Raw genomic sequence first — 21635 nt, forward strand, 5'->3', positions numbered from 1 at the left:
TCTGTATGTTCTATGATCTATTTCAAAGTAAAATATTGTTCAAGAGATGATTCTTCGACTCATTTCGGGATGTAGCCTATTATCAATCCACCTGCCACAAAATAAAAAAAAACCTACAAAACTCCCCATCAACATATTTAAACCAATTAAACATAATATAAAAAACAAAAAGGGGCGAAGCAAAATCAAAAAAAAAGTATCACTAAAACTACTTGCAGGAAAAAAAATTGATCAACTAGAAAAATACGCTATAAAAAGCAGCGCAACAAGAAAACTTGCATCAATGCTATACCACTCAAGCCTCTACAACTACATCTCAAAAAAACTAAACGAGTTACGAAACATAAAATTAATAGAAGAAATCAAACAAAACCCAGTACCAAAACATGTAGCAGTAATCATGGATGGAAACAGACGCTTCGCATTAAGCCTAGGATTAACACCAACAGCAGGCCACCTATTCGGACGAGACAAAATAAAAGAACTACTAGAATGGTGCTTCGAAATAGGAATAAAAAACCTCACACTATACGCATTCTCCACAGAAAACTTTGATAGAAGCAACGAAGAAGTAAAAACACTAATGAACCTATGCAAAGAAGAACTAGACAAATCAGCCAACGACTCACAGGTACATAAACACAAAGTAAAAATAAGAATAATAGGACACCTGGAACTACTACCAGAAGAAATACAAGAATCAGCAAAAAACATAATGGAAAAAACAAAAACATACACCAACTACTCACTAAACATAGCACTAGCATATGGCGGGAGAGAAGAAATAATACAAGCCATAAAAAAAATTGCAGAAGACGTGAAAAACAACAAAATCAAAATAGAAGATATAAACGAACCCAAAGTATCAACCTACCTATACACAAAGGAACTACCCGACCCAGACCTAATACTAAGAACATCAGGAGAAGAAAGAATAAGCAACTTCTTACTATGGCAACTCGCCTACTCAGAATTATACTTCTCAGATGTATACTGGCCAGCACTACAAAAAAGAGACTTCCTCGAAGCCATAAAAACATACCAACAGAGACAAAGAAGATTCGGAAAATAACTATTCTATAACTTCTTCGATTTTTTTTCTGCTTCTTTTTCCAGATGATCTAATTCTTCTTTAAAATCATCTGTTATCATAGCCAATTTAACAAACTGAACATGCAAAAAATACAAAACAAACCCAATACCAAAAAAAATAATAGAAAAAGCAATAACAGAATCAGCAAAACTAGAATCCGCTAGATCATAAATCAAACCAAAAAAACCACCGCCACCTTCACCAACCAACAAAAAAACTATTTTCAAAAAAACATAGACAAATAATAAAACCATCCCAAACAAAAAAGAAAGTTTAGAAAATAAACCAGTCCTGAAATCATCATAAACAGAAAAAAACCTTTTTTTAAACATACAAATTATACCCAAATTTTTTTTTAATCTTCACTGCCCTTTATTGGAGATATTAAGAGCATTCTGAACCTTACTCTCCAACTCATTGAGCTTTTCTTTGGTCCTACCCTCTTGTTTATCAAGCGTGCTTTTCCTAAGCTCAAGCGATTCTTTGTTTTCCTTCAGTTCTTTAACAACATCATCTTTTCCCTTGGTTTTAACAAGGATTGCACCTATACTCTTATATATCGGTGTTTTTTCATCTGTTTTATCCAATTCCTCTAAAGCTTCTTCGATTTCTTTTAAGCGTATCTCAACTTGTTGACGCTGCTGTGTTATCATTTGTAGTTGTACTCTTAATTGTTGCAATCTGGTTATTTGATCTCGCAATTGCGGAGATAATTCTTCTTCTACCATAAATTTTAAACTCCTGATTTTTTTTTGGTAATAGGTCATTTACTTATTAAAGGTATTGCAATTAAGCACTATTGTTAACTTCTTGGGACGCATACATATAATTATATGAAAATAAATATATAATAGAAAGTATTATATATGGCGAAGACGAATTAAAATTATATAAAATAAATAATAAAATAGAAAATATTATATAGAAAATTATAAATATGGTTACACAACAGTATGTGAATTGGTGGAATAAAAATATGAATACAGCAGATAAACTGGTTGTATTGGCTGGTGCATTAATCCTAATTCTAGCTTCTGTTGGTATGGCTTTGAGGAATGCTAAGAATAAATATTTACCGGAGGATGCAAACTGGACAATGTATTGGAATCCACCTCTTGGTCCTTTTGGTCTGCTAGGGGGAAAATCTGTAAAGACACCTGCTATAGATGCCAAATACACTTGTTATCAGGAGTATTGTTTGTATGGTGATCCTGCTTTTAACCCATATGAACCATGTAATTCATGATAGAAAAAATAAATAGGATGTGGAAATATTCCAGAAAAAATCAAACAACATTGGCATTCGCGCTCCGCCTTTGTCATGGCGGCTATTGCATCAGCTGTAGGTTTAGGTAACGTATGGCGTTTCCCTTATATAGCAGCTAAGAGTGGCGGTGGAGCATTTTTGATCCCATTTTTCGTAGCTTTGTTCACAGCAGGTATACCACTGATGATCCTTGAATTCTCTCTTGGGCATATGTCAAGAGGTTCTCCGCCTACTGCATTTGCAAAAACTGTTGGAAAGAAATGGGAATGGGCTGGATGGTTTGCGGTATTTGCCCCATTTTTAGTGGCTGCCTATTATGTAGTCGTAATTTCATGGTGTTTTTCTTATATGCTTTATTCTTTGGATCTTAGATGGGGTGCAAACGCTGAGGGTTTCTTCCTCAACAATTTTCTCGGGATAACAAGTGCACCTGGGGTTCTTGGGGGCATAAGGATACCGGTTTTAATTGGTTTAATCGTGATATGGTTATTCATATTTTTAATCTTATACAAGGGTGTTGGCCGTATTGGAAAGATATGTCTTATACTTGTTCCTGTATCCATGATATTGTTAGCGATAATGGTTGTCAGAGGTTTGACTCTTCCTGGTGCCATGGATGGAATCAGTTATTACCTTACACCAAATTTTTCAGCTTTATCTAATCACGAGGTTTGGCTTGCAGCATATGCACAGATATTCTTTTCATTGAGTTTAGCACAAGGTATAATGATTACTTATGCTAGTTTCTTACCAAAAAAAGCAGATATCACGAATAACGCATTTATAACGAGTCTTGCAGATGCCGGGGTTAGTTTCTTTGCGGCTTTTGCAGTTTTCAGCATAATCGGATACCTTTCTTTTTCAAGAGGAATAGGTATAGATAATCTAGGTATCGCTGGTCCGCATCTCGCTTTTGTAACATATCCAACAGGTATATCTCTGATACCAGTTGGAGCAGCCGTTTTTGGTATAATATTTTATATGGCGCTGTTTATAGTTGGATTTGACTCTGCGTTCTCAATGATTGAACCTATATCAAGTAGTGTAAACGTTAAATGGGGTTTTTCAAAGACGAAAGCTACGGGGATAGTATGTGTATTTGGCTTCTCTGTAAGTCTTATCTTTGCAACAGGTGGTGGTATTTATTTGTTAGAATTATTAGATCATTTCGTGGCGAATTTTGCGCTTGTTATAATCGGATTAATAGAATGTATAGTCTTAGGTTATGTATACAGGCTTTACCGTTTAAGACAACATGCTAATGGTGTATCTGACTTTAGAATAGGGCGATGGTGGGATGTGCTAATAAAATTTGTAACGCCTGCTGTGTTGATATTCTTGCTTACAGTTGCTTTTTATGAAAATATCCGTGCCCCTTACATGGGTTTTCCAGTATGGGTTATATTTGTTGGTGGCGTACTACCGATTGTGGCTATATTTTTATTATCCTTTGTCTTTATGAAGATTAAAGGTAAAGAAGTGGAGGTGGAGGAATGAATAGTTTGCCACTTTCTGCGATTGTGATGTTGATATTTGGTGCAACTGTGCTGTATGGTGGGTTGTTGTATTTTTTGTACCGTGCTTTTAAAGCAGGTAAAAAACAGTAATTTCATCTAATTATATGACTATTGCTTTTACTGAAAATTTTGTAACTAAAATATGTTTTTCAGAGGCAGATAGCATTTTAGCTAGTTGTTATATGATAAATCATAATATTTATAAATAAGTAAAATAAATATATTATATAAACTTCTATATTTAATATAAAAAATTAAAATAATAATTAAATAAAAATAATAGGATGTGTCGAGTATTTCAGAAGAAATTAGAGAGCACTGGGGTTCGCGTTTCGCTTTCATAATGGCTGCAGTTGGTTCAGCTGTTGGTCTTGGTAACATCTGGCGTTTCCCCTTTAGATGTTATGAGAATGGTGGTGGGGCATTCCTAATACCTTACTTTATAGCATTATTTACCCTTGGCATCCCACTACTGATATTGGAGTTTACATTAGGTCATTGGTCAAGAGGTTCTCCACCTGTAGCTTTTTCAAAAATAGGTAAAAAATGGGAATGGTTTGGTTGGTGGCCTATTATAGTCGAATTTATTACTGTCATATATTACTCGGTAATCCTGGCTTGGTGTTTCAGCTATATGCTTTATTCTTTGGATCTTAGATGGGGTGCAAACGCTGAGAGTTTCTTCCTCAACAACTTCCTCGGTTTAACTTCTAAACCAGAGATACTAGGGAATATAAGTATTCCTGTAGTTATAGGTTTATTAGCTATTTGGTTGATCATATACCTTGTACTACGCAAGGGAGTAAAAAGCATTGGAAAAGTGTGTATTATACTCATTCCCTTAGCTACTATATTATTGGTGATAATGGCTATTAGAGGTTTGACTCTCCCTGGTGCCATGGATGGGGTAAGCTATTATCTTACACCTGATTTCTCTAAGTTGGGCGATGCTAAAATATGGCTAGCTGCGTACTCGCAGGTTTTATGGTCTTTGAGCCTAGCAGGAGGTATAATGATTACTTATGCTAGTTTCTTACCAAAAAAAGCAGATATCACGAATAACGCATTTATAACGAGTCTTGCAGATGCCGGGGTTAGTTTCTTTGCGGGTTTCATAGTTTTCAGTGTGCTTGGATATCTAGCTATGTCTACAGGATCTGGGATAGAGGGAGTAGTTGCAGTTGGTCCTGAGCTTGCATTTATAGCCTATCCAACAGCTATCTCTCTGTTGCCTTTTGCTGCTACATTTTTTGGTCTTATATTCTTTGTGGCCTTGTTAACATTTGGTTTAACCTCCGCATTCTCAATGGCAGAACCATTACCTGTAGGGCTAAATGATAAATGGAGGATACCGACAGGAAAATCCACAGGTATAATATGTCTCATTGGTTTCTTAGCAGGTCTTATTTATACAACCGGAAGCGGAATTCATTGGCTATCAATATCAGATGATTTTTTGGCAACTTTTGGCTTCTCTCTAGTTGCCCTATTTGAATGCCTAATAGCAGGATATGCATTCCATTTACATAAACTCAGAAAACATGCAAACGATGTATCAGATATCAAAATAGGGCGATGGTGGGATGTGTTAATAAAATTTGTAAACCCAGTCATACTAGCAATACTGTTCATAATGGTTATCAAAGATTATATTGCAGAGGGTTATGGAGGATATTCAAGCTATGCGATATTGGTAGGTGGTGTAAGTCTAGCGATTGTAGCATTTGTCCTCTCTTTTGTCTTTATGAAGATTAAAGGTAAAGAAGTGGAGGTGGAGGAATGAATAGTTTGCCACTTTCTGCGATTGTGATGTTGATATTTGGTGCAACTGTGCTGTATGGTGGGTTGTTGTATTTCGTGTACCGTGCTTTTAAAGCAGGTAAAAAACAGTAATTTCATCTAACTATATGAGTACTGTTTTTATTGAAGAATTTATGACTAAACTATGGTTTTAGAATTTTAGTTCGTTTTTATTATCATTATTTGTTTCCACTATTTTTGCCACTGAAACAACTTTGTCTCCTTCGTTGAGCCTCATTATTCTTACACCCATTGTGTTTCTGCCTTGTCGTCTTATGTCTACAACTGGTATTCTTACTACCATACCGTTTTTGCTTGTTATTATAATTTCATCATTATCTGTAACCTCTTTTACAAATACGACTTGCCCGTTTCTCTCATTTGTTACAATCGTTCTGACTCCTTTGCTCCCTCTGTGTGTCATACGATAGTCTTGTATCGCTGAGCGTTTTCCAAAACCATTCTCAGTAATTGTGAGGAGGTCTCCTTTTCCTTCTACTACATCCATTGAGACCACTTTATCCTTTTTGTTTAGTCTAATGCCTATTACTCCTCTTGTTACCCTTCCCATTGGTCTTACTTCTTTTTCGTTGAACCTGCATGCCTGTCCGTTTGCTGTTGCTATCATTATAACCTGTTTTCCATCTGACAGTTTCGTACTGATTAGTTCGTCTCCTTCTTCTAGTTTTATTGCTCTTATACCATTTGCTCTTATGTTGCTGTATTCTGATAGAACTGTTTTTTTGATTAAACCTTTTTTAGTAACAAAAACTAGGTAATGCTGGTCATCGAACTCATGTACTGGTATCGCTGTTTCAACATGTTCCCCTTCCTCTAGTCGTGGCAGCAGGTTTATTATAGCTTTTCCCTTCGCATGCCTACTACCCTCGGGTATCTTGTATCCTTTTAACCAGAATGCTTTGCCAAAGTTTGTGAAAAACATTATGTAGTCATGTGTTGACGTAACAAACAAATCAACTACTATATCTTCTTCCTTTGTCTCCATACCGATGAGTCCTTTTCCACCACGATGCTGCGTACGATATGTCTCTACAGGTATACGTTTTATGTAACCACTATCTGTGATTGTTACAACCACCTCTTGTTTTGGTATAAGATCCTCTATCTCTATCCCAGCTTCCTCTTCAACTATCTGTGTTCTCCTCGCGTCACCAAATTTCTCTTTTAACTCAAGCAGTTCCCTCTTAATTTCATTGAGTATTTTTTGTTTATCTTTTAATAGATCTTCCAGTTGGTCTATGAGTTTCTTTGTTTCAGCATGGTCTTTCTCGAGTGCCTCTATCTCCATACCTGTTAGTTTCTGTAACCTCATATCAAGTATAGCTTTCGCTTGTATCTCTGAAAGCTTGAACCGTTTCATCAGACGAGCTTTAGCTTCTTCTACCTCTTTGCTACCTCTAATGATTTTTATTACTTCATCTATGTTTCTAAGGGCGATCATTAGACCTTCTAGGATATGCATTTTTTCTTTTGCTTTCTTAAGATCATAAATGGTTCTTTTAGTTATGATCTCTATCCTAAACTCTATGTATTGCTGTATCAACTCTTTAAGTGTGAGAACCTTAGGTTCACCTTTCACTATAGCCAGGTTTAGTATACCAAATGAGGACTGCATCTGGGTATGCTCAAAAAGCTGATTTAGTACAACGTCTTCTATAGCATCACGTTTAAGCTCTATAACTATACGCATACCTCTCCTGTCGCTTTCATCCCTGAGATCTGATATCCCCTCGATCTTCTTTTCTTTAATCAGCTCCACTATGTTCTGTAAAAGCTCAGATTTGTTAACCATATATGGTAGTTCATGGACTATGATCTTCTTTTTCTCCCCGTCTTCAACCGATGTCTTCGCCCTTACTTTTATTAAACCTCTCCCGGTTGAATAGGCGTTTAATATACCGCCTCTACCACATATTATTCCACCTGTTGGGAAATCAGGGCCTTTTATTACATCCATCAACTCTGCTGTTGAAATCTCAGGGGTATCTATCATTTTTATTATACCATCGACGATTTCACAGAGGTTATGCGGCGCCATATTTGTCGCCATACCAACCGCTATGCCTGATGAACCATTTACAAGAAGATTCGGGAATGTCGCTGGGAGTACATCAGGTTCTTTCAAAGAACCATCAAAATTATCACGCCATTCAACAGTCTCCTTCTCGATATCTTGAAGCATCAGTTTTGAGATTTTACTCATTTTTACTTCTGTGTATCGCATAGCGGCAGGGCTGTCACCATCGATGCTACCAAAATTACCCTGACCTGAAACTAGAGGATACCGTAATGAGAAATCCTGTGCCATTCTCACCAATGAATCATATACAGCTTGATCCCCATGTGGGTGATATTTACCTAGCACCTCTCCTACTACACGCGCAGATTTCTTGTAGCTTTTCTCGTATGTTAAACCCATTTCGTTCATGGCATATAAAATTCTTCTATGAACAGGTTTAAGGCCATCCCGGACATCTGGTAGAGCACGACTCATGATAACACTCATAGCATAATCTATGAATGCGCGTTTCATCTCAGCGTTTATATCACGTATAAACTCCTTTTTTTCTTGTCCATCACTCATAAAAAAAACCTCATCCTTATATATCCAGGTTTACCACATCTTTTGCGTGTGTTTCAATAAATTTCCTTCTAGGCTCAACTACTTCACCCATGAGTATAGTAAATAATTCGTCAGCCTCAACCGCATTCTCAATTGTCACCTGTGCCATAACCCTGTTGTTTGGATCCATGGTTGTCTCCCAGAGTTGCTCAGGGTTCATCTCTCCTAGGCCCTTGTATCTCTGTATGTTTATACCAGTTTCGCCTAGTTCTTTTATCTTCTGTAATTTTTCACGTTCTGAGTACGCATATGTTACGGTTTTTCCTTTGGTCAGTTTATACAATGGGGGTTGTGCTATGTACAGGTATCCTTTTTCTATTATCGGGTGCATATATCTGAAGAAAAACGTGAGCAGTAGTGTACGTATATGTTCACCATCTACATCAGCATCTGTCATCAGTATAATTTTATGATATCTGATGTTATCTATGTTGAATTCTTCTCCTATACCTGTGCCTATGGCTGTTATTAGAGCAAGTATTTCATCGCTTTTGAATATCCTGTCCATACGTGCTTTTTCAACGTTTAATATCTTACCTCTCAGTGGTAATATGGCTTGGAATTCTTTGTCACGAGCCTGTTTTGCGCTCCCACCTGCGCTATCTCCTTCCACGATGTATAGCTCTGATTTACTTGGGTCACGGGATGAACAGTCAGCTAGTTTCCCTGGTAGAGAGGATGATTCAAGTAAACCTTTTCTACGTGTAAGCTCTCTTGCTTTCCTAGCTGCATCACGTGCTTTACTTGCGAGCACAGCTTTATCAACAATTGTACGTGCAACACCAGGGTTTTCCTCTAAAAACTCAGATAGTTTCTCGTAGGTGATACTCTCTACAACACCTCTTACTTCTGAGTTACCAAGTTTTGATTTGGTTTGCCCCTCAAACTGTGGGTTTATCACTTTACAAGATATAACCGCTGTTAGTCCTTCTCTGCAGTCTTCTCCACTAAGACTCTCAACTTCACCCAAAAGATTGTTTTTTTTGCCATAATCATTAAAGACCCTTGTCAATGCTCCTTTGAAACCAACCAGGTGCGTCCCACCCTCAGGGGTACCTATGTTATTTGCAAATGTAAAAATGTTTTCTGTGTAACCATCTGTGTATTGCATAGCTACTTCCACTTGTACATCTTCTTTCCCACCATGGAAATATATAGGATACGGGTGTAACGGTGTTTTGTTTTTGTTTATATAACTAACAAATTCGCTTACACCACCATCATACCTAAATGTTTCCTGTCTCTTACTTTTTTCATCTTTGAACTCGATTTGCAAACCTGCGTTTAGAAAAGCCATTTCTCTTAATCTCGTAGCTATAGTCTCGTAGTTGAACTCTGTTGTCTCAAATATCTCAGGATCAGGTGAAAACACAATTGTTGTACCTGTTTCTTTTGCACTGCCAACTACCTTTAGGGGTGTAACTGTTTTTCCTCTTTCGTATCTCTGGAAATATTCTTTTCCGTCTCTTCTAACTCTTACTTCAAGCCATTCTGATAGAGCATTAACAGCTGATACACCAACCCCATGTAGTCCTCCTGATACCTTGTATGCTTTTTTGTCGAATTTACCCCCAGCATATAACGTGGTTAAAACAAGTTCAACAGCTGGTTTTTTGTATTTAGCGTGGATATCAACAGGTATTCCTCTCCCGTTATCTATAACTGTTACTGTCTCATCTTTGTTTAGTGATACTTTTACATTTGTGCAGAACCCAGCTAATGCTTCGTCTATTGAGTTATCTACAACCTCATAAACAAGATGATGTAACCCTCTTATGTCAGTACTACCTATGTACATCCCTGGGTTTTTACGTACTGATTCTAAACCTTCTAGAACCTGTATTTTGCTTGCGTCATAGACTGCTGTTTCCTCTTTTTTTGCTGTTTCTTTCACTGGTTCCTCTTCTAGTTTCTCCTCACTTGCCACATATGCTGATTTTATTTCTTTAGTTTTTGATATTTTTATTTTTTTGATTTTAGGTTTTTTAAGTATTTTTATTTTCTTTCTTTCAGATTTTGGTTGTTTTTTCTTGGTTTTTGGTTTAGTTTTAATTTGTTTCTTTTTAATTTTAGGTAAAATTTTTGTTTTCTTTTTTATGTTTTTTTTAACGTTTTTTGGTTTTGTTTTTTTGATTTTTTTTTGGGTTTTTGCTGTTTTTTTCTTGTTTTTCATGTTTTTTCCTCGTTGTTAAAGTTTACACTAATTTTCATTGGTTTTTGTCGAGTGTTTTTTAGCCCCCTCTAGTGGGTTTTTTTACTGGAGACTCATATGGAGTAGATACTAATAAATGTTGCTATATATGGAGAAAAAACCGTGTTTTTATAGAGGTTAAGTTGAGGGCTGTGTTTTTTTTTATCAATAAATACTAAAACTATGCTGTGTATATTGGTTTTTTGGGGATTTATGATAGTTAATGCTGATCTTCATATTCATTCGCGTTTTTCTGGTGCTACGAGTGATAAGATGAGTATTGAGATGTTATCTGTTGAGGCTCCTCGTAAGGGTATACAGGTTGTTGCCACTGGTGATTGTTTGCATAGTGGTTGGATGAAGGAGATAAAGTCCTGTGATGTTGTTGATGATGGTACTTTCGAGTTAAATGGTACTCGTTTTATTCTTAGCACTGAGGTTGAGGATAAAAAACGTGTTCATCATCTGTTGTATTTCCCTAGTTTTTCTGCGGTGGAGGAATTTAAAGAGAGGATAAAAAGTAGGTCTAAGAATCTTGAGGCTGATGGTAGACCTAATGTTGATATGGGTGGTTTTGAATTAGCATGTGTCGCTAAGGATATTGATGTTTTGATTGGGCCTGCTCATGCTTTCACACCATGGACAGCTATGTATGCGTATCATGATTCATTGAAGGATTGTTATGGTGATTTGGCAGATTATGTTTCTTTTGTTGAGCTTGGTCTTTCGGCTGATACTGATTTTGCTGATAAAATTCAGGAGTTGCATAGGCTTACTTTTCTTACAAATTCTGATTGTCATAGTCCTCATCCTGTTCGTCTTGCGCGTGAGTTTAATCGTTTTGAGGTTGAGGAGGCTACATTTGATGAAATTAAAAAAGCGATACTTAGAACTGGTGGTCGTAAACCTATTTTGAATGTTGGTCTGCCTCCTCAGGAAGGTAAGTATCATGAGTCCGCTTGTATATCATGTTTTACACATTATACTCTTGAGGAAGCGGAGAGGCGTAAATGGAAATGTAGTTGTGGTAAACGTATTAAAAAAGGTGTTAAGGATAGGATTAATGAGCGTGCTGATTTTAAAGAACCTCAGCATCCTGATCATAGGCCGCCGTATGTTCATCTGATTCCTTTATCTGAGATTATTGCTAAAGCCATTGGTCAGCATACGCCTTTTACTCAGGAGGTTAATAGACGGTGGAATGAGCTGGTTTCTGTTTTTGGTAGTGAAATCAATGTTTTGATTGACTCTGATATTAATGAGATAGCAAAGGTTACTGCACCTGCTATTGCTGAGGCTATACAAGCTTTTCGTGAAAAAAAAGTTATAATCAAACCAGGTGGTGGTGGACAGTATGGTTCTATAGAGCTGCCACATGATGGTGCAGTTAATCCTGTTGTTTTGAAAACGAAGGATACGCAGAAAAGCCTTCTAGATTACTGAGGGTTGGTTGTTTATGGATTATTTGGTTGCAGAGAAAAAAATAAAAAAGATTGCATGTAGCAGGAACCTTGATGTTTTGCAGAGTGTCGTTGATTTTTTGTACAATAATTTTGAGTTGTATAGTTGGGTTGGGGTTTACATTTTACGTGATGGTATGCTTGTTCTTGGTCCCTGGCGTGGTGAGCAGGCAACAGAGCATACGATGATACCTATTGGTAAGGGTGTTTGTGGCTCTGCAGCAATGAGTGGTAAAACTGAGATAGTACCAGATGTTTCAGCTGATAAAAGGTATCTCTCTTGTTTTGTTTCAACAAAATCTGAGATAGTGGTTCCAATAAAAAGAGATGGTTTAGTTATTGGTGAGATTGATATTGATTCTGATACCAAAAACGCGTTTGGAGAAAAGGACGCTGTTTTTTTGGAGAAGATAGCAGATATCCTCTCATCTTTCATCTAACAGTTTTTTTTTTCAGCACTCAAGATCTTCTTCATCACCCAACTTAGGGTTCAGTAAGGGTTCGTTCATCACTGCTTTTTGGAATGTTTGTTCTCTGATTTAATAGTTTTTGTTAATGTTTGTTCTTGTTTCTTTGCGGATTTATGTATGTAAAGGGTTGCAAACAGGAACCCTATCATCCCTGCAGATACGTTTGAGACTACTATACCCCACCATATGCCCTGTATTCCCAGATTTAGTGTTACAGAAAACACCCAAGTAAGGGGTGGTATCAATATTATTGCTGAGTAGTGTTACTAAAAGGGAGTAGAAACCTTTTCCTATACCCTGGAATGTCGCTGATGACGTTATCCCCAACGCGCTTGTTGGGTAGAATATGCATATTATTTGAAGGAATCTTGTGAGGTCATCTAATATCCGCTCTGACCCCGCCCCTTGTGTGAACACTATTGCTATATAATGTGCTAGGAGAAATGTTGATATCGCTATAATTAATTCTATGATTAACCCTACTTTTATTGAGTAGATGTTTGCTGTTTTTAGTTTCTTGTAATCCTTTGCACCATATGCTGCTCCTATTACTGATACAACTGCTGTGGACATACCTAGCAGTGGCATGGTTGCGATTGTTACAACCTTCCATCCAGCTGAAAAAAACTGCCATACCATCTATACCACCAACCTCGTTTAGGATCAGGTTGATTATTATCATCATTATAGCCATTGATAGCTGCATAACTGATGCTGGTAATCCAACTTGAAGTATGTCTTTAATGATACCTTTGTTTAAATGGAAACCACGTAATGTTATTGTCACATAGGTGTCTTTTTTAAGGAACAAACAGTAGAACAATAGTGCAGCTGGGATGCTCATTGATATGACTGTTGCCCAAGCAGCACCAAGTACTCCCAACCCTGGGGTGTAAATGAAAATAGGATCAAGTATAACGTTTACCACCCCACCTAAAACCATGGCTACCATAGCTCTTTTTGCATCCCCCTCTGCCCTCAGTATAGCATTTCCCATGAATGCAAAAAATATGAGAACAGTACCAGTTGCTAGTATCTGTGCATAGGCTACCGCTATTTGTATCGTCCGTCCCGCACCCATTGCTGTGAAAATCAGCTTTCAGCAAATGAGAAAAAAACTACCATGAAAATTATCGATATTATCAACATTATTATCATGCTGTGTGATGCAACATTATCTGCGCTTGTTTTGTCTTTCACTCCGATTTTCCTTGATATCGCAGACCACCACCAATGCCAAGCCCTGTTGCTAATGCTGATGCCATAAAGATGAATGGGAAAACAAATTGTACCGCTGCGAGCACGTCTATGCCTAGTCCTGATACCCATAGTGTGTCAACTAGGTTGTATAGTGTCTGTACTGTCATCGCCACAATCATTGGTATCGACAGTTTTATTATGGCTTTTTTAGGATCACCCAGTAAAGTTTGAATCCCCTTTGTTTCTCTATTATTGGATTGGTTGTTGTTCACGGAGACCGGGAAAGAAAGAGCCGTACTTCAACATTGTGCTATGTTTAAATAAAAAAATTTTAACCCATTATGTCCCATATTGTGTTTTTCCAAAGTTTTCTTAAAACTTTGATTTCAATGTCAATTACTTTTTTGTTTTTATCTATTATAATTAGTTTTTTGTTTTTTGTTTCACCTATTTTTATGTATGGTGTTTTGTTTGTTTTCAGAGTTTTTTCAAAATCTTTCTGTTTTTCTTTTTTAACCTCGATGATCCATCGTGTGTTGGTTTCTGAGAATAGTTTAAAATCTGTTCTAAGTTCTTTACCAACCTCTGAGATGTCCACAACAGCTCCTATGTCTCCGCCTATAGCCATTTCTGCGAGGCAGACAGCTACGCCTCCTTCGCTTACATCATGACAAGATGCAATATGTTTTTTGTTGATTGAGGATAGTATTCCTTTTATGCAGTTTTTTAAAATTTTTGTGTCCATCCTAGGTACCTTCCCACCATCTATTCCAATTATTCTGTAGTATTCTGATCCACCCATCTCCTTCTCTGTCTGTCTCCCAACTAGATAAAGCGGGTTACCAGTTTTTTTGAAATCCATGGTTACGCATTTTCTTATATCGTTTACTATCCCTATTGCTGTTATCTGCGGTGTTGGTGGCACAGCTGTTTTTTTTGATTCATTGTAGAAACTCACGTTCCCTGATGCAAATGGTAAACCTAGGGCTTTTGCTGTGTCACCTAGTCCTCTGCATGCCTCATGGAATTCTCCCATACGCTCTGGTTTCTCTGGGTTTCCAAAATTTAGACAATCGAGAAGTGAATCAGGTTTTGCACCAACCGCTACCAGGTTACGACATATCTCGTCAATAACTGCGCATGCCCCCCAGTATGGGTTTCTCTCCATGAACCTTGGGTTTATGTCTGCTGTTACAGCCAAGCCTCTATATGAGTTTTCCAATGGTTTTATCACAGCTGCGTCACCATGCGACTCCATGCCTAGTTTCCCTTGCAGTGGTTTTATAACTGTGTTACCACGTACCTCATGGTCATATTGTCTTATAACCCATTCTTTTGATGCTATATTATAACTCGATAAAAGTTGTTTTAGTATCTTGTTCATATCAGGTTGTTTGAAGTTTTTCTCTTTTTTCTCCTGTTTCTCCGGTTCTGGTAGTTTCACTGGTCTTATACAACTATCATATACTGGTCCACCTGTCAAGAAATCCATGTCCATCTCAAGAACCTTGAATCCTTTGTAGAAAACCCGTGTTATTTTTTCTTTTATGACCTTACCTATTGGTACCGCGGTTACATCCCATTGTTTACAAATATGTAGTACTTTTTCAACGTTTTTCGGGTCAACCACGAACATCATACGCTCTTGGCTTTCTGATACCCAGATCTCCCATGGTGACAGCCCTTCTTCTTTCAGTGGTACATTGTCTAAATGTATCTCTGCGCCGAAACCTGCTTCATACGCTAGTTCACCGCAGACACACGATAGTCCACCGCCTCCAAAATCTTTTAGTCCCTCCAATAAGCCTTTTCTGTTGCACTCAAGTGTCGCGTGTATAACAGGTTCTTTTGTGATCGGGTCCCCCACTTGTACAGCTGATCTACTACTCTCTTCGCTTTCATCTGTTAGCTCTGTTGACGCGAATGTTACGCCATGTATACCATCTCTACCTGTTTTTCCACCAACATATACATAGATGTTCCCTGGTGCTTTTACCCTGCTATGGATTAGTTCCTCTTTTTTCATTATGCCTATGCAGCCTACGTTCACGAGACAGTTTCCTAGGTATCCCTCATGGAAATAAACTTGGCCACATAGTGTTGGTATACCTATGCGGTTCCCATAGTCTCGTATCCCATCTACAACACCCTTGAACAGGTACCTCGGGTGTTTAACACCTTTTGGGAGTTTTTCAAATGGTATATCTAATGGACCAAAAAACAATGGATCAACAAAGGCGATTGGTTGCGCACCCATGCAGAGGACATCTCTAACAACACCACCTATACCTGTTGCTGCACCACCATATGGTTCAATAGCTGAAGGATGATTATGCGACTCTAGTTTAACACAGTAATAATGTTTGTCATCAAATTTTATCACACCAGCGTCTTCACGTGCTACTATCTTGTCTTGTTTTACACCATAAATATATTTTTTAAGTGGTATCTTCGATGATTTATAGCAGCAGTGCTCTGACCACGCTTGACCAAGTGCTTGTAGTTCAACCTCAGTTGGTAATCGTTTTTTGTCTTTAAAATAGTCTCTTAAACGTCTCATCTCATCAGTTGACAGCGCTAGCCCCATTTTGTCACTGATTTCTTTTAGTTGTTTGTCTGTTGCTGAAAAAAGATCAACCTCATATAAATCAAAAGGTGTTTTCATTTTTTTAAATAAATTGTCGACACTCAACTTTGTGCACTCCCCAAATCAAATTTATTTATTTTTGTGTTATCTCTATTTCGTATTTATGTATAACTGGGTTTGTTAACAGTTTCTGGCACATATCCTCTACTTTCTTTTTAACATCGTCTTTGTTTTTTCCATCTAGTACCAAGTCTACTATTCTCATGGTTTTTGCTTCTTTAACTGTGTTAAAACCTAACAGGTGTAGTGCTTTTAGTGTGTTTGCTCCCTCAGGGTCTGTGATTCCTTTTTTCAAACTGATTTTTATTTTTGCTTCATACATTGCGAGTGCAGAATCGTAGGATGTGTTGATAAAGGTTATCGTTTAATAATACTATAAAAATTTGATTAAAATTTATGATGCGTTGGTTATCATTTTTGATTACCTATGCATTGAATATTTTATAAAATCAAAAGAGGCGACTTAGTCTCTAAAATTGGATTTTTGATATGTAGACAAATTTATATATATTGTTGCTTTAATATAATAAGAAAGATATGATATGCCCATGGTGTGAGAGTAAAAATGTTATCAAAAAAGGAAAGAGAAAAACAATATACAAAGTAGAGCAGGTATATTATTGTAAAAACTGTAGAAAACGTTTTGTTGATGGATATTTAAAACATAGGGTGTATTCTACCCAGGTTATTTATCATGCTCTAAACTACTATAACCTTGGTTTTACTCTTGATGAAACCAGTAGACTGGTGAATAAAAAATACAAGGTTAAAACAAGTAAAACCACTGTTTACTCTTGGGTGAACGATTTTCAAAACCTTTGCCCGATTCTAGGCTGGAGAGACAATTTTTCCAGCTATGATGATGTTTTGTTTACTAAACGTTTTGAGCACGAGAACCTTGATTACACGTTTATGTACCATAAATACAAACTGGATGTTTTGACAAAGAAACAGTTTCCTTTGCTTTTTAGGTATATAACTCGTTTTGAGGGAGGATGCCCAGATGTGTTTTTTGAAGTAGGTGAGAGGTGTTCTAAGCCGAGTTTTGAGGCGGATGCAGTGGTTAGAAAAACATGTAACCTCGCTTGTAAGATGGCTGGTTTTGCTGCGCAGGCTACAGAGGATAACCGTGAGAGACATAAGCTGGTTGAAACTTTTATGGTGATCAACGACAGGGCAACTATAGCATGTGAGGTACCAGTTTGGTATTGGGAGAAAAACGTTGATGATGGTGTTACAGGTCATGTTGACGTGTTGCAGGTGAGGAATAATCTAGTGTACATTCTTGATTATAAACCAGGGGCATCCAAGGACAAGAAGGCGCCATGGCAGCTTTATCATTATGCACGTGCGTTATCTTTTAGGACGAAGATTCCTTTACAGGCTATGCGGTGTGCATGGTTTGATGAAAACGTGTATTATGAGTATAGTCCATCTGAGGCGAAGATAAAACCTGTTACAAAAAAAGTTTTTTGGTAAGTAAAAATTAAAAATGTTTGAACGAAAAAGTATTGATTTTTGAGCAAAAAAGGGAGAAAAGGCGCGGATTTTTGAACAAAAACTGGGTCACGGATTTTGAACAAGCTTTTAAATACTAGGAGAAAAACAGGTCTCGATTTTTGAACAGAACTGCGAGAGGGTTTTATATCTGATATAGGTACTGGTTTTTGAACATGGATGAAAGGGGTTGAAGGTTTTTAAGTAGGATGTTGGGTGTAAAAATATCATTTTGTGATTTTGACATACAATATGTTTTTACAGGATAAATATTTAAAGTTGGAGTGACAAAGTTAAACGTGATAATATATAACAATATAATATTAACAGAGGAAGGCAAAAAAACACATGAAAATGAAATTAAAAACGAGAATAAGAAATAAAACACTGAACAAAACAATATATAATACACTGAACAAAACAATATATAATAATCTCAATCATAAACTGTCATCTTTTGCAATAGCATCTATCATCCTTTTAACAAGCCTAACAGCTTCAATTATATTCATCCCCTTTAAAGCTAAAGCAGAAGGCGCACCAGAAAATCAGTATGTAAATCTTTTACCAGATGCTGAGGGAAGTACACAACAGTGGCTTTACGAGCCATCAGACCCTAAGTCTCATTACGATAAGGTTGATGATACTGTCGGCGAACCAGATGATGATGGAACATATGTTTATACAGACAGAAATGAGGTGGCAGAAAATTTCAACCACGAGACATCTGCGCTGTTAACCGGTGCTACTATCAGCAACGTTCGTGTCATCGTTAGAGCGAGAACTAAAATAGAAGGCGTGATTCATATCGGATTGAAGCTTTTTGAAGGCGTAACAGATTATGCACCACGGAGCATACCAGTAAATCTAGAATATAGTGATTATGACTGGGACTGGGCTCTTAAACCAGGTACTGGGGAGCCTTGGTCAAAAGCAGACATAGATGACCTACAGTCAAGTATTAAATCAGATAATTTAGGGAAGGGGGATCAATTAATAGTTACCCAGGTTTATATTAACGTTACATACACACCTGCTAGTTTGTCTGCTAATGTAGACTGGGGAGATGAAAATAAGATCAATGGAGTATCTTATGTGATAAGTGCTAATAATTCAACAGGACCAATAGCAAACTACACATGGACCCTGAGTAATGGAACAGGAACAAAAAAAATTTATGGTCAATCTTGGATTAGAGTGAATTATAGACTAGCTGGTATATATACTATTAATTTAACAATAAGTAATTCTAAAGGCCAAAAGGCATATGCTCAAAGCGAAGTAACAATAAAACAATACATCTCTGTTGTAAAAAACAATAATAATAACGGTGTAAACTACGTCACATGGGGTGCAAACAATTCAATCATGGCTAGTAAACTAGCACAAGATTTAGGTTTAGGCACTGGTGATATTATTGAAAAGTTTAATCCAATTTCAGGGGCATGGGACATAGCATATAATCTTCAATATGGTTCCGGAGACTTTAAGATATTCAAATGGGACCATATAATGATTGATCTTCAATCAGACACACACGCAAGCTATTCGTTCACACCAACAATCGAATCACTTAAACCTAACAATGTGACTATGAACTTCACATCAAAAAACAGGGGATACAACTATATAACCTGGAGCAGAGACTATACCATAACTCCAGCAGATTTCATAACTGCTTTGAAAACTGCAGGACAGATAAAAGATGGTGAGGATATCACAATATATGTTTACAACCCCACAACAAATATTTGGGCATCATACAACCCAAATATACCAGAAGTTTTCAACACCCTATCGTCCATACAGCCGTACGATGTAATATGCTTCCATGCACCAAATCATAAAGACATACTTTATAGACCAGACAACTGGTAGATTAAAAATAACCATTCTATTTTGATAATATTTATATATAAGGAAGTGTATCTAGTAAAATAGTGATCCAACTGAATATTAAAAAAACATCAACCTTTCTTATACTATTTTTATTAATTGGTTCGATGATAATTCCAACAGTAATTGGTGGCAATACTTCTCTGGAATCAGATGGAGAGAGTCCTAATAATATGCTAGGGATTTCTGCTCCTTCCTATAATATGTGTAGAAAAATTATAAACCTTTTATCAAAAATTAATATAAATACAGATATTCTCAGATTTTTACTGGGGCATCAGACCGTTTGTGGCTTTGTTAGCTATAGTGATGGTTCTAATATTCCAAATGGTGTACCAGTCACTATCACTGATCTTAATAACGGTAATTCAGCTACGAGATATACTCAGCAGTCTACAGTGTATGGCCCAGGTTTTTATCAGATAGATGTTATTGATTTAGGAGCAAATCAGGGTGATATTATATTTGCTAATGTTTCTTATGGCGGGTGCACAGGTAACGGTTCTGTGGCGGTCGATTTTACTGGTCCTCCTCATACATTAAATTTTAGTATTTACGGTAACCTCCCACCGGCTATACCAAGTCAACCTTCTGGTCCAACAACCGGAAACAAAAATATCCAGTATAATTATTCAACAAGTACAACAGATCCGGAAAATGAACAAATTTATTACTTGTTTGACTGGGGTGATGGAACTAATAGCGGATGGATTGGGCCCTATTCCTCAGGAGCGATAGGCAGTGCATCCCATAGCTGGAATAATTACGGTACATATCAAGTAAAAGCAAAGGCAAAAGATATTTATGGTGCAGAACTAGGGATTTGTTGGTCTAATCCTCTAAACGTAAATATTGTTAGCCAACCACCTAACACACCTAATACTCCATCAGGTCCGACGTTCCTTAACGCCGGTGTATCAGGAACATATAGTACAAACACCAGTGACCCAGATGGTGACCAAGTGCAGTATCGTTTTGACTGGGATGCAAATGGTTCCCATGATTATAGCGATTGGACTAGTTTTGTCCCATCAGGGGCAACAGGAAGCATGAGTCATTCATGGAGTAATGGTGGCACTTATGTTGTGAAAGCCCAAGCCCGTGACGCACAAAATATGACCAGTGATTGGTCTAATGGTTTAACCGTGTTTGTCAACAGCCCTCCATATATACCGAGTGATCCAGATCCAGAAAACGGCTCGATCAATATAGACGTTCATTCTAATATAAGCTGGACTGGAGGCGACCCAGATGGTGATACCGTCACTTATGATGTTTATTTTGAGGCTGATGATCCGACTCCAGACATAAAGATAGCTGAGGATATAGTTGAAACGTGGTTCGAACCAGGTAAATTGGAATATGAGACTACATATTATTGGAAGGTCTACGCAAGGGATTCCCATGGTGCTGTGACACAAGGCCCTATATGGAGTTTTACAACCGAGCTTACACCTGAGCCTGATTTGAATTGTTATGGTAGTCTTAGTTGGACTGCGGTTCCACCTGGTGGAACTGTTAATAGTAGTTTTACTGTTGAGAACATTGGCGAACCAGATTCTTTGCTTGATTGGGAAGTAATTGAATGGCCTGATTGGGGTACTTGGAGTTTTGATCCAATAAATGGTTACAACCTTAAACCAGAAGACGGGGCAATTACTGTTAATGTAACTGTTGTTGCACCTGATGAGAAAAACAAGGTTTTTACAGGTGAAATAAAAATAGTTAATAAAGAAAACGTCAATGATTTTGAGATAGTAACAGTTTCTCTCACAACTCCTAGAAACAAGATTTTCTATTTTGAACCATTTGAAAAAATAATTCAGAGATTCCCAGCATTAAAAATGCTGGTCTCTTTCTTTAATTTTTTAAAATGGCTCTTACCTGTAAATTAGCGGAGAGATAATTATACCACTGAATATATAACCAAGGGTGTAGGGATGGGATATGATA

At 37.2% G+C, this 21635-nt stretch carries 17 protein-coding genes and 1 pseudogene; 11 read left to right on the forward strand and 7 right to left on the reverse strand.

What is annotated here, in order from left to right; all coding sequences use genetic code 11:
• Positions 1-283: 283 nt before the first annotated feature.
• Positions 284-1072, forward strand: coding sequence for a polyprenyl diphosphate synthase (uppS, locus tag QHH19_01785; GenBank protein ID MDH7517064.1), 789 nt, complete (start codon positions 284-286; stop codon positions 1070-1072).
• 5 nt (positions 1073-1077) lie between these two features.
• On the opposite strand, the gene QHH19_01790 is transcribed toward uppS, so the two are convergent.
• Together QHH19_01790 and QHH19_01795 are read right to left on the reverse strand one after the other, a co-directional pair.
• Positions 1078-1425, reverse strand: coding sequence for a hypothetical protein (locus QHH19_01790; protein MDH7517065.1), 348 nt, complete (start codon positions 1423-1425; stop codon positions 1078-1080).
• Between the two features lie 30 nt (positions 1426-1455).
• Positions 1456-1821, reverse strand: a complete 366-nt coding sequence (locus QHH19_01795; GenBank protein MDH7517066.1) for a prefoldin subunit beta — start codon at positions 1819-1821, stop codon at positions 1456-1458.
• Positions 1822-2069: 248 nt separating this feature from the next.
• Between QHH19_01795 and QHH19_01800 the strand changes: the two genes are divergently transcribed.
• From QHH19_01800 to QHH19_01820, 5 genes are all read left to right on the forward strand, one after another.
• Positions 2070-2339, forward strand: coding sequence for a hypothetical protein (locus QHH19_01800; protein ID MDH7517067.1), 270 nt, complete (start codon positions 2070-2072; stop codon positions 2337-2339).
• Positions 2340-2378: 39 nt separating this feature from the next.
• Positions 2379-3857 (forward strand): sodium-dependent transporter, encoded by a 1479-nt coding sequence (locus QHH19_01805; GenBank protein ID MDH7517068.1) that lies wholly within the window; start codon positions 2379-2381, stop codon positions 3855-3857.
• A complete protein-coding gene (locus tag QHH19_01810) occupies positions 3854-3967 on the forward strand; it encodes a MetS family NSS transporter small subunit (GenBank protein ID MDH7517069.1) in 114 nt (37 codons plus the stop codon). Before QHH19_01805 ends, QHH19_01810 begins: the two co-directional genes overlap by 4 nt.
• A gap of 196 nt (positions 3968-4163) precedes the next feature.
• Positions 4164-5660 (forward strand): sodium-dependent transporter, encoded by a 1497-nt coding sequence (locus tag QHH19_01815; protein ID MDH7517070.1) that lies wholly within the window; start codon positions 4164-4166, stop codon positions 5658-5660.
• Positions 5657-5770 (forward strand): MetS family NSS transporter small subunit, encoded by a 114-nt coding sequence (locus tag QHH19_01820; protein ID MDH7517071.1) that lies wholly within the window; start codon positions 5657-5659, stop codon positions 5768-5770. Before QHH19_01815 ends, QHH19_01820 begins: the two co-directional genes overlap by 4 nt.
• Before the next feature lie 58 nt (positions 5771-5828).
• Here QHH19_01820 and gyrA read toward each other — a convergent pair whose 3' ends face one another.
• Both gyrA and gyrB read right to left on the reverse strand, forming a co-directional pair.
• Complete coding sequence (gene gyrA, locus QHH19_01825; GenBank protein ID MDH7517072.1) at positions 5829-8282, reverse strand: DNA gyrase subunit A; 2454 nt, start codon at positions 8280-8282, stop codon at positions 5829-5831.
• A 16-nt stretch (positions 8283-8298) separates the two neighbouring features.
• Positions 8299-10494 (reverse strand): DNA topoisomerase (ATP-hydrolyzing) subunit B, encoded by a 2196-nt coding sequence (gene gyrB / locus QHH19_01830; GenBank protein ID MDH7517073.1) that lies wholly within the window; start codon positions 10492-10494, stop codon positions 8299-8301.
• A gap of 231 nt (positions 10495-10725) precedes the next feature.
• Here gyrB and QHH19_01835 point away from each other — a divergent pair, with 231 nt between their 5' ends.
• Positions 10726-11955: a TIGR00375 family protein gene (locus QHH19_01835; GenBank protein ID MDH7517074.1), complete on the forward strand. Its 1230-nt coding sequence runs from the start codon at positions 10726-10728 to the stop codon at positions 11953-11955.
• A gap of 13 nt (positions 11956-11968) precedes the next feature.
• Positions 11969-12412, forward strand: a complete 444-nt coding sequence (locus QHH19_01840) for a GAF domain-containing protein (GenBank protein ID MDH7517075.1) — start codon at positions 11969-11971, stop codon at positions 12410-12412.
• 68 nt (positions 12413-12480) lie between these two features.
• Here the strand turns inward: QHH19_01840 and QHH19_01845 are convergent.
• The 3 genes and pseudogenes from QHH19_01845 to purS all read right to left on the reverse strand — a co-directional run bounded on the left by QHH19_01845 (position 12481) and on the right by purS (position 16611).
• Positions 12481-13914, reverse strand: a pseudogene (locus QHH19_01845) (MATE family efflux transporter).
• 59 nt (positions 13915-13973) lie between these two features.
• Complete coding sequence (purL, locus tag QHH19_01850) at positions 13974-16307, reverse strand: phosphoribosylformylglycinamidine synthase subunit PurL (GenBank protein ID MDH7517076.1); 2334 nt, start codon at positions 16305-16307, stop codon at positions 13974-13976.
• Between the two features lie 55 nt (positions 16308-16362).
• Positions 16363-16611: a phosphoribosylformylglycinamidine synthase subunit PurS gene (gene purS, locus QHH19_01855; protein MDH7517077.1), complete on the reverse strand. Its 249-nt coding sequence runs from the start codon at positions 16609-16611 to the stop codon at positions 16363-16365.
• 215 nt (positions 16612-16826) lie between these two features.
• Between purS and QHH19_01860 the strand changes: the two genes are divergently transcribed.
• The 3 genes from QHH19_01860 (at position 16827) to QHH19_01870 (ending at position 21577) form a co-directional block, all read left to right on the forward strand.
• Positions 16827-17768 carry a hypothetical protein gene (locus tag QHH19_01860; protein ID MDH7517078.1) on the forward strand — a complete coding sequence of 314 codons (942 nt, stop codon included), beginning with the start codon at positions 16827-16829 and terminating at the stop codon, positions 17766-17768.
• A gap of 366 nt (positions 17769-18134) precedes the next feature.
• The gene (locus QHH19_01865) at positions 18135-19664 is read left to right on the forward strand and encodes a hypothetical protein (protein ID MDH7517079.1); all 1530 of its coding nucleotides are present in this window, start codon (positions 18135-18137) and stop codon (positions 19662-19664) included.
• A gap of 125 nt (positions 19665-19789) precedes the next feature.
• Entirely contained in the window at positions 19790-21577 is a 1788-nt protein-coding gene (locus QHH19_01870) for a hypothetical protein (protein ID MDH7517080.1), read from the forward strand.
• The last annotated feature ends 58 nt before the right edge of the window (positions 21578-21635 follow it).

This window comes from Candidatus Thermoplasmatota archaeon (assembly GCA_029907305.1).
Taxonomy (GTDB): domain Archaea; phylum Thermoplasmatota; class E2; order DHVEG-1; family DHVEG-1; genus JARYMC01.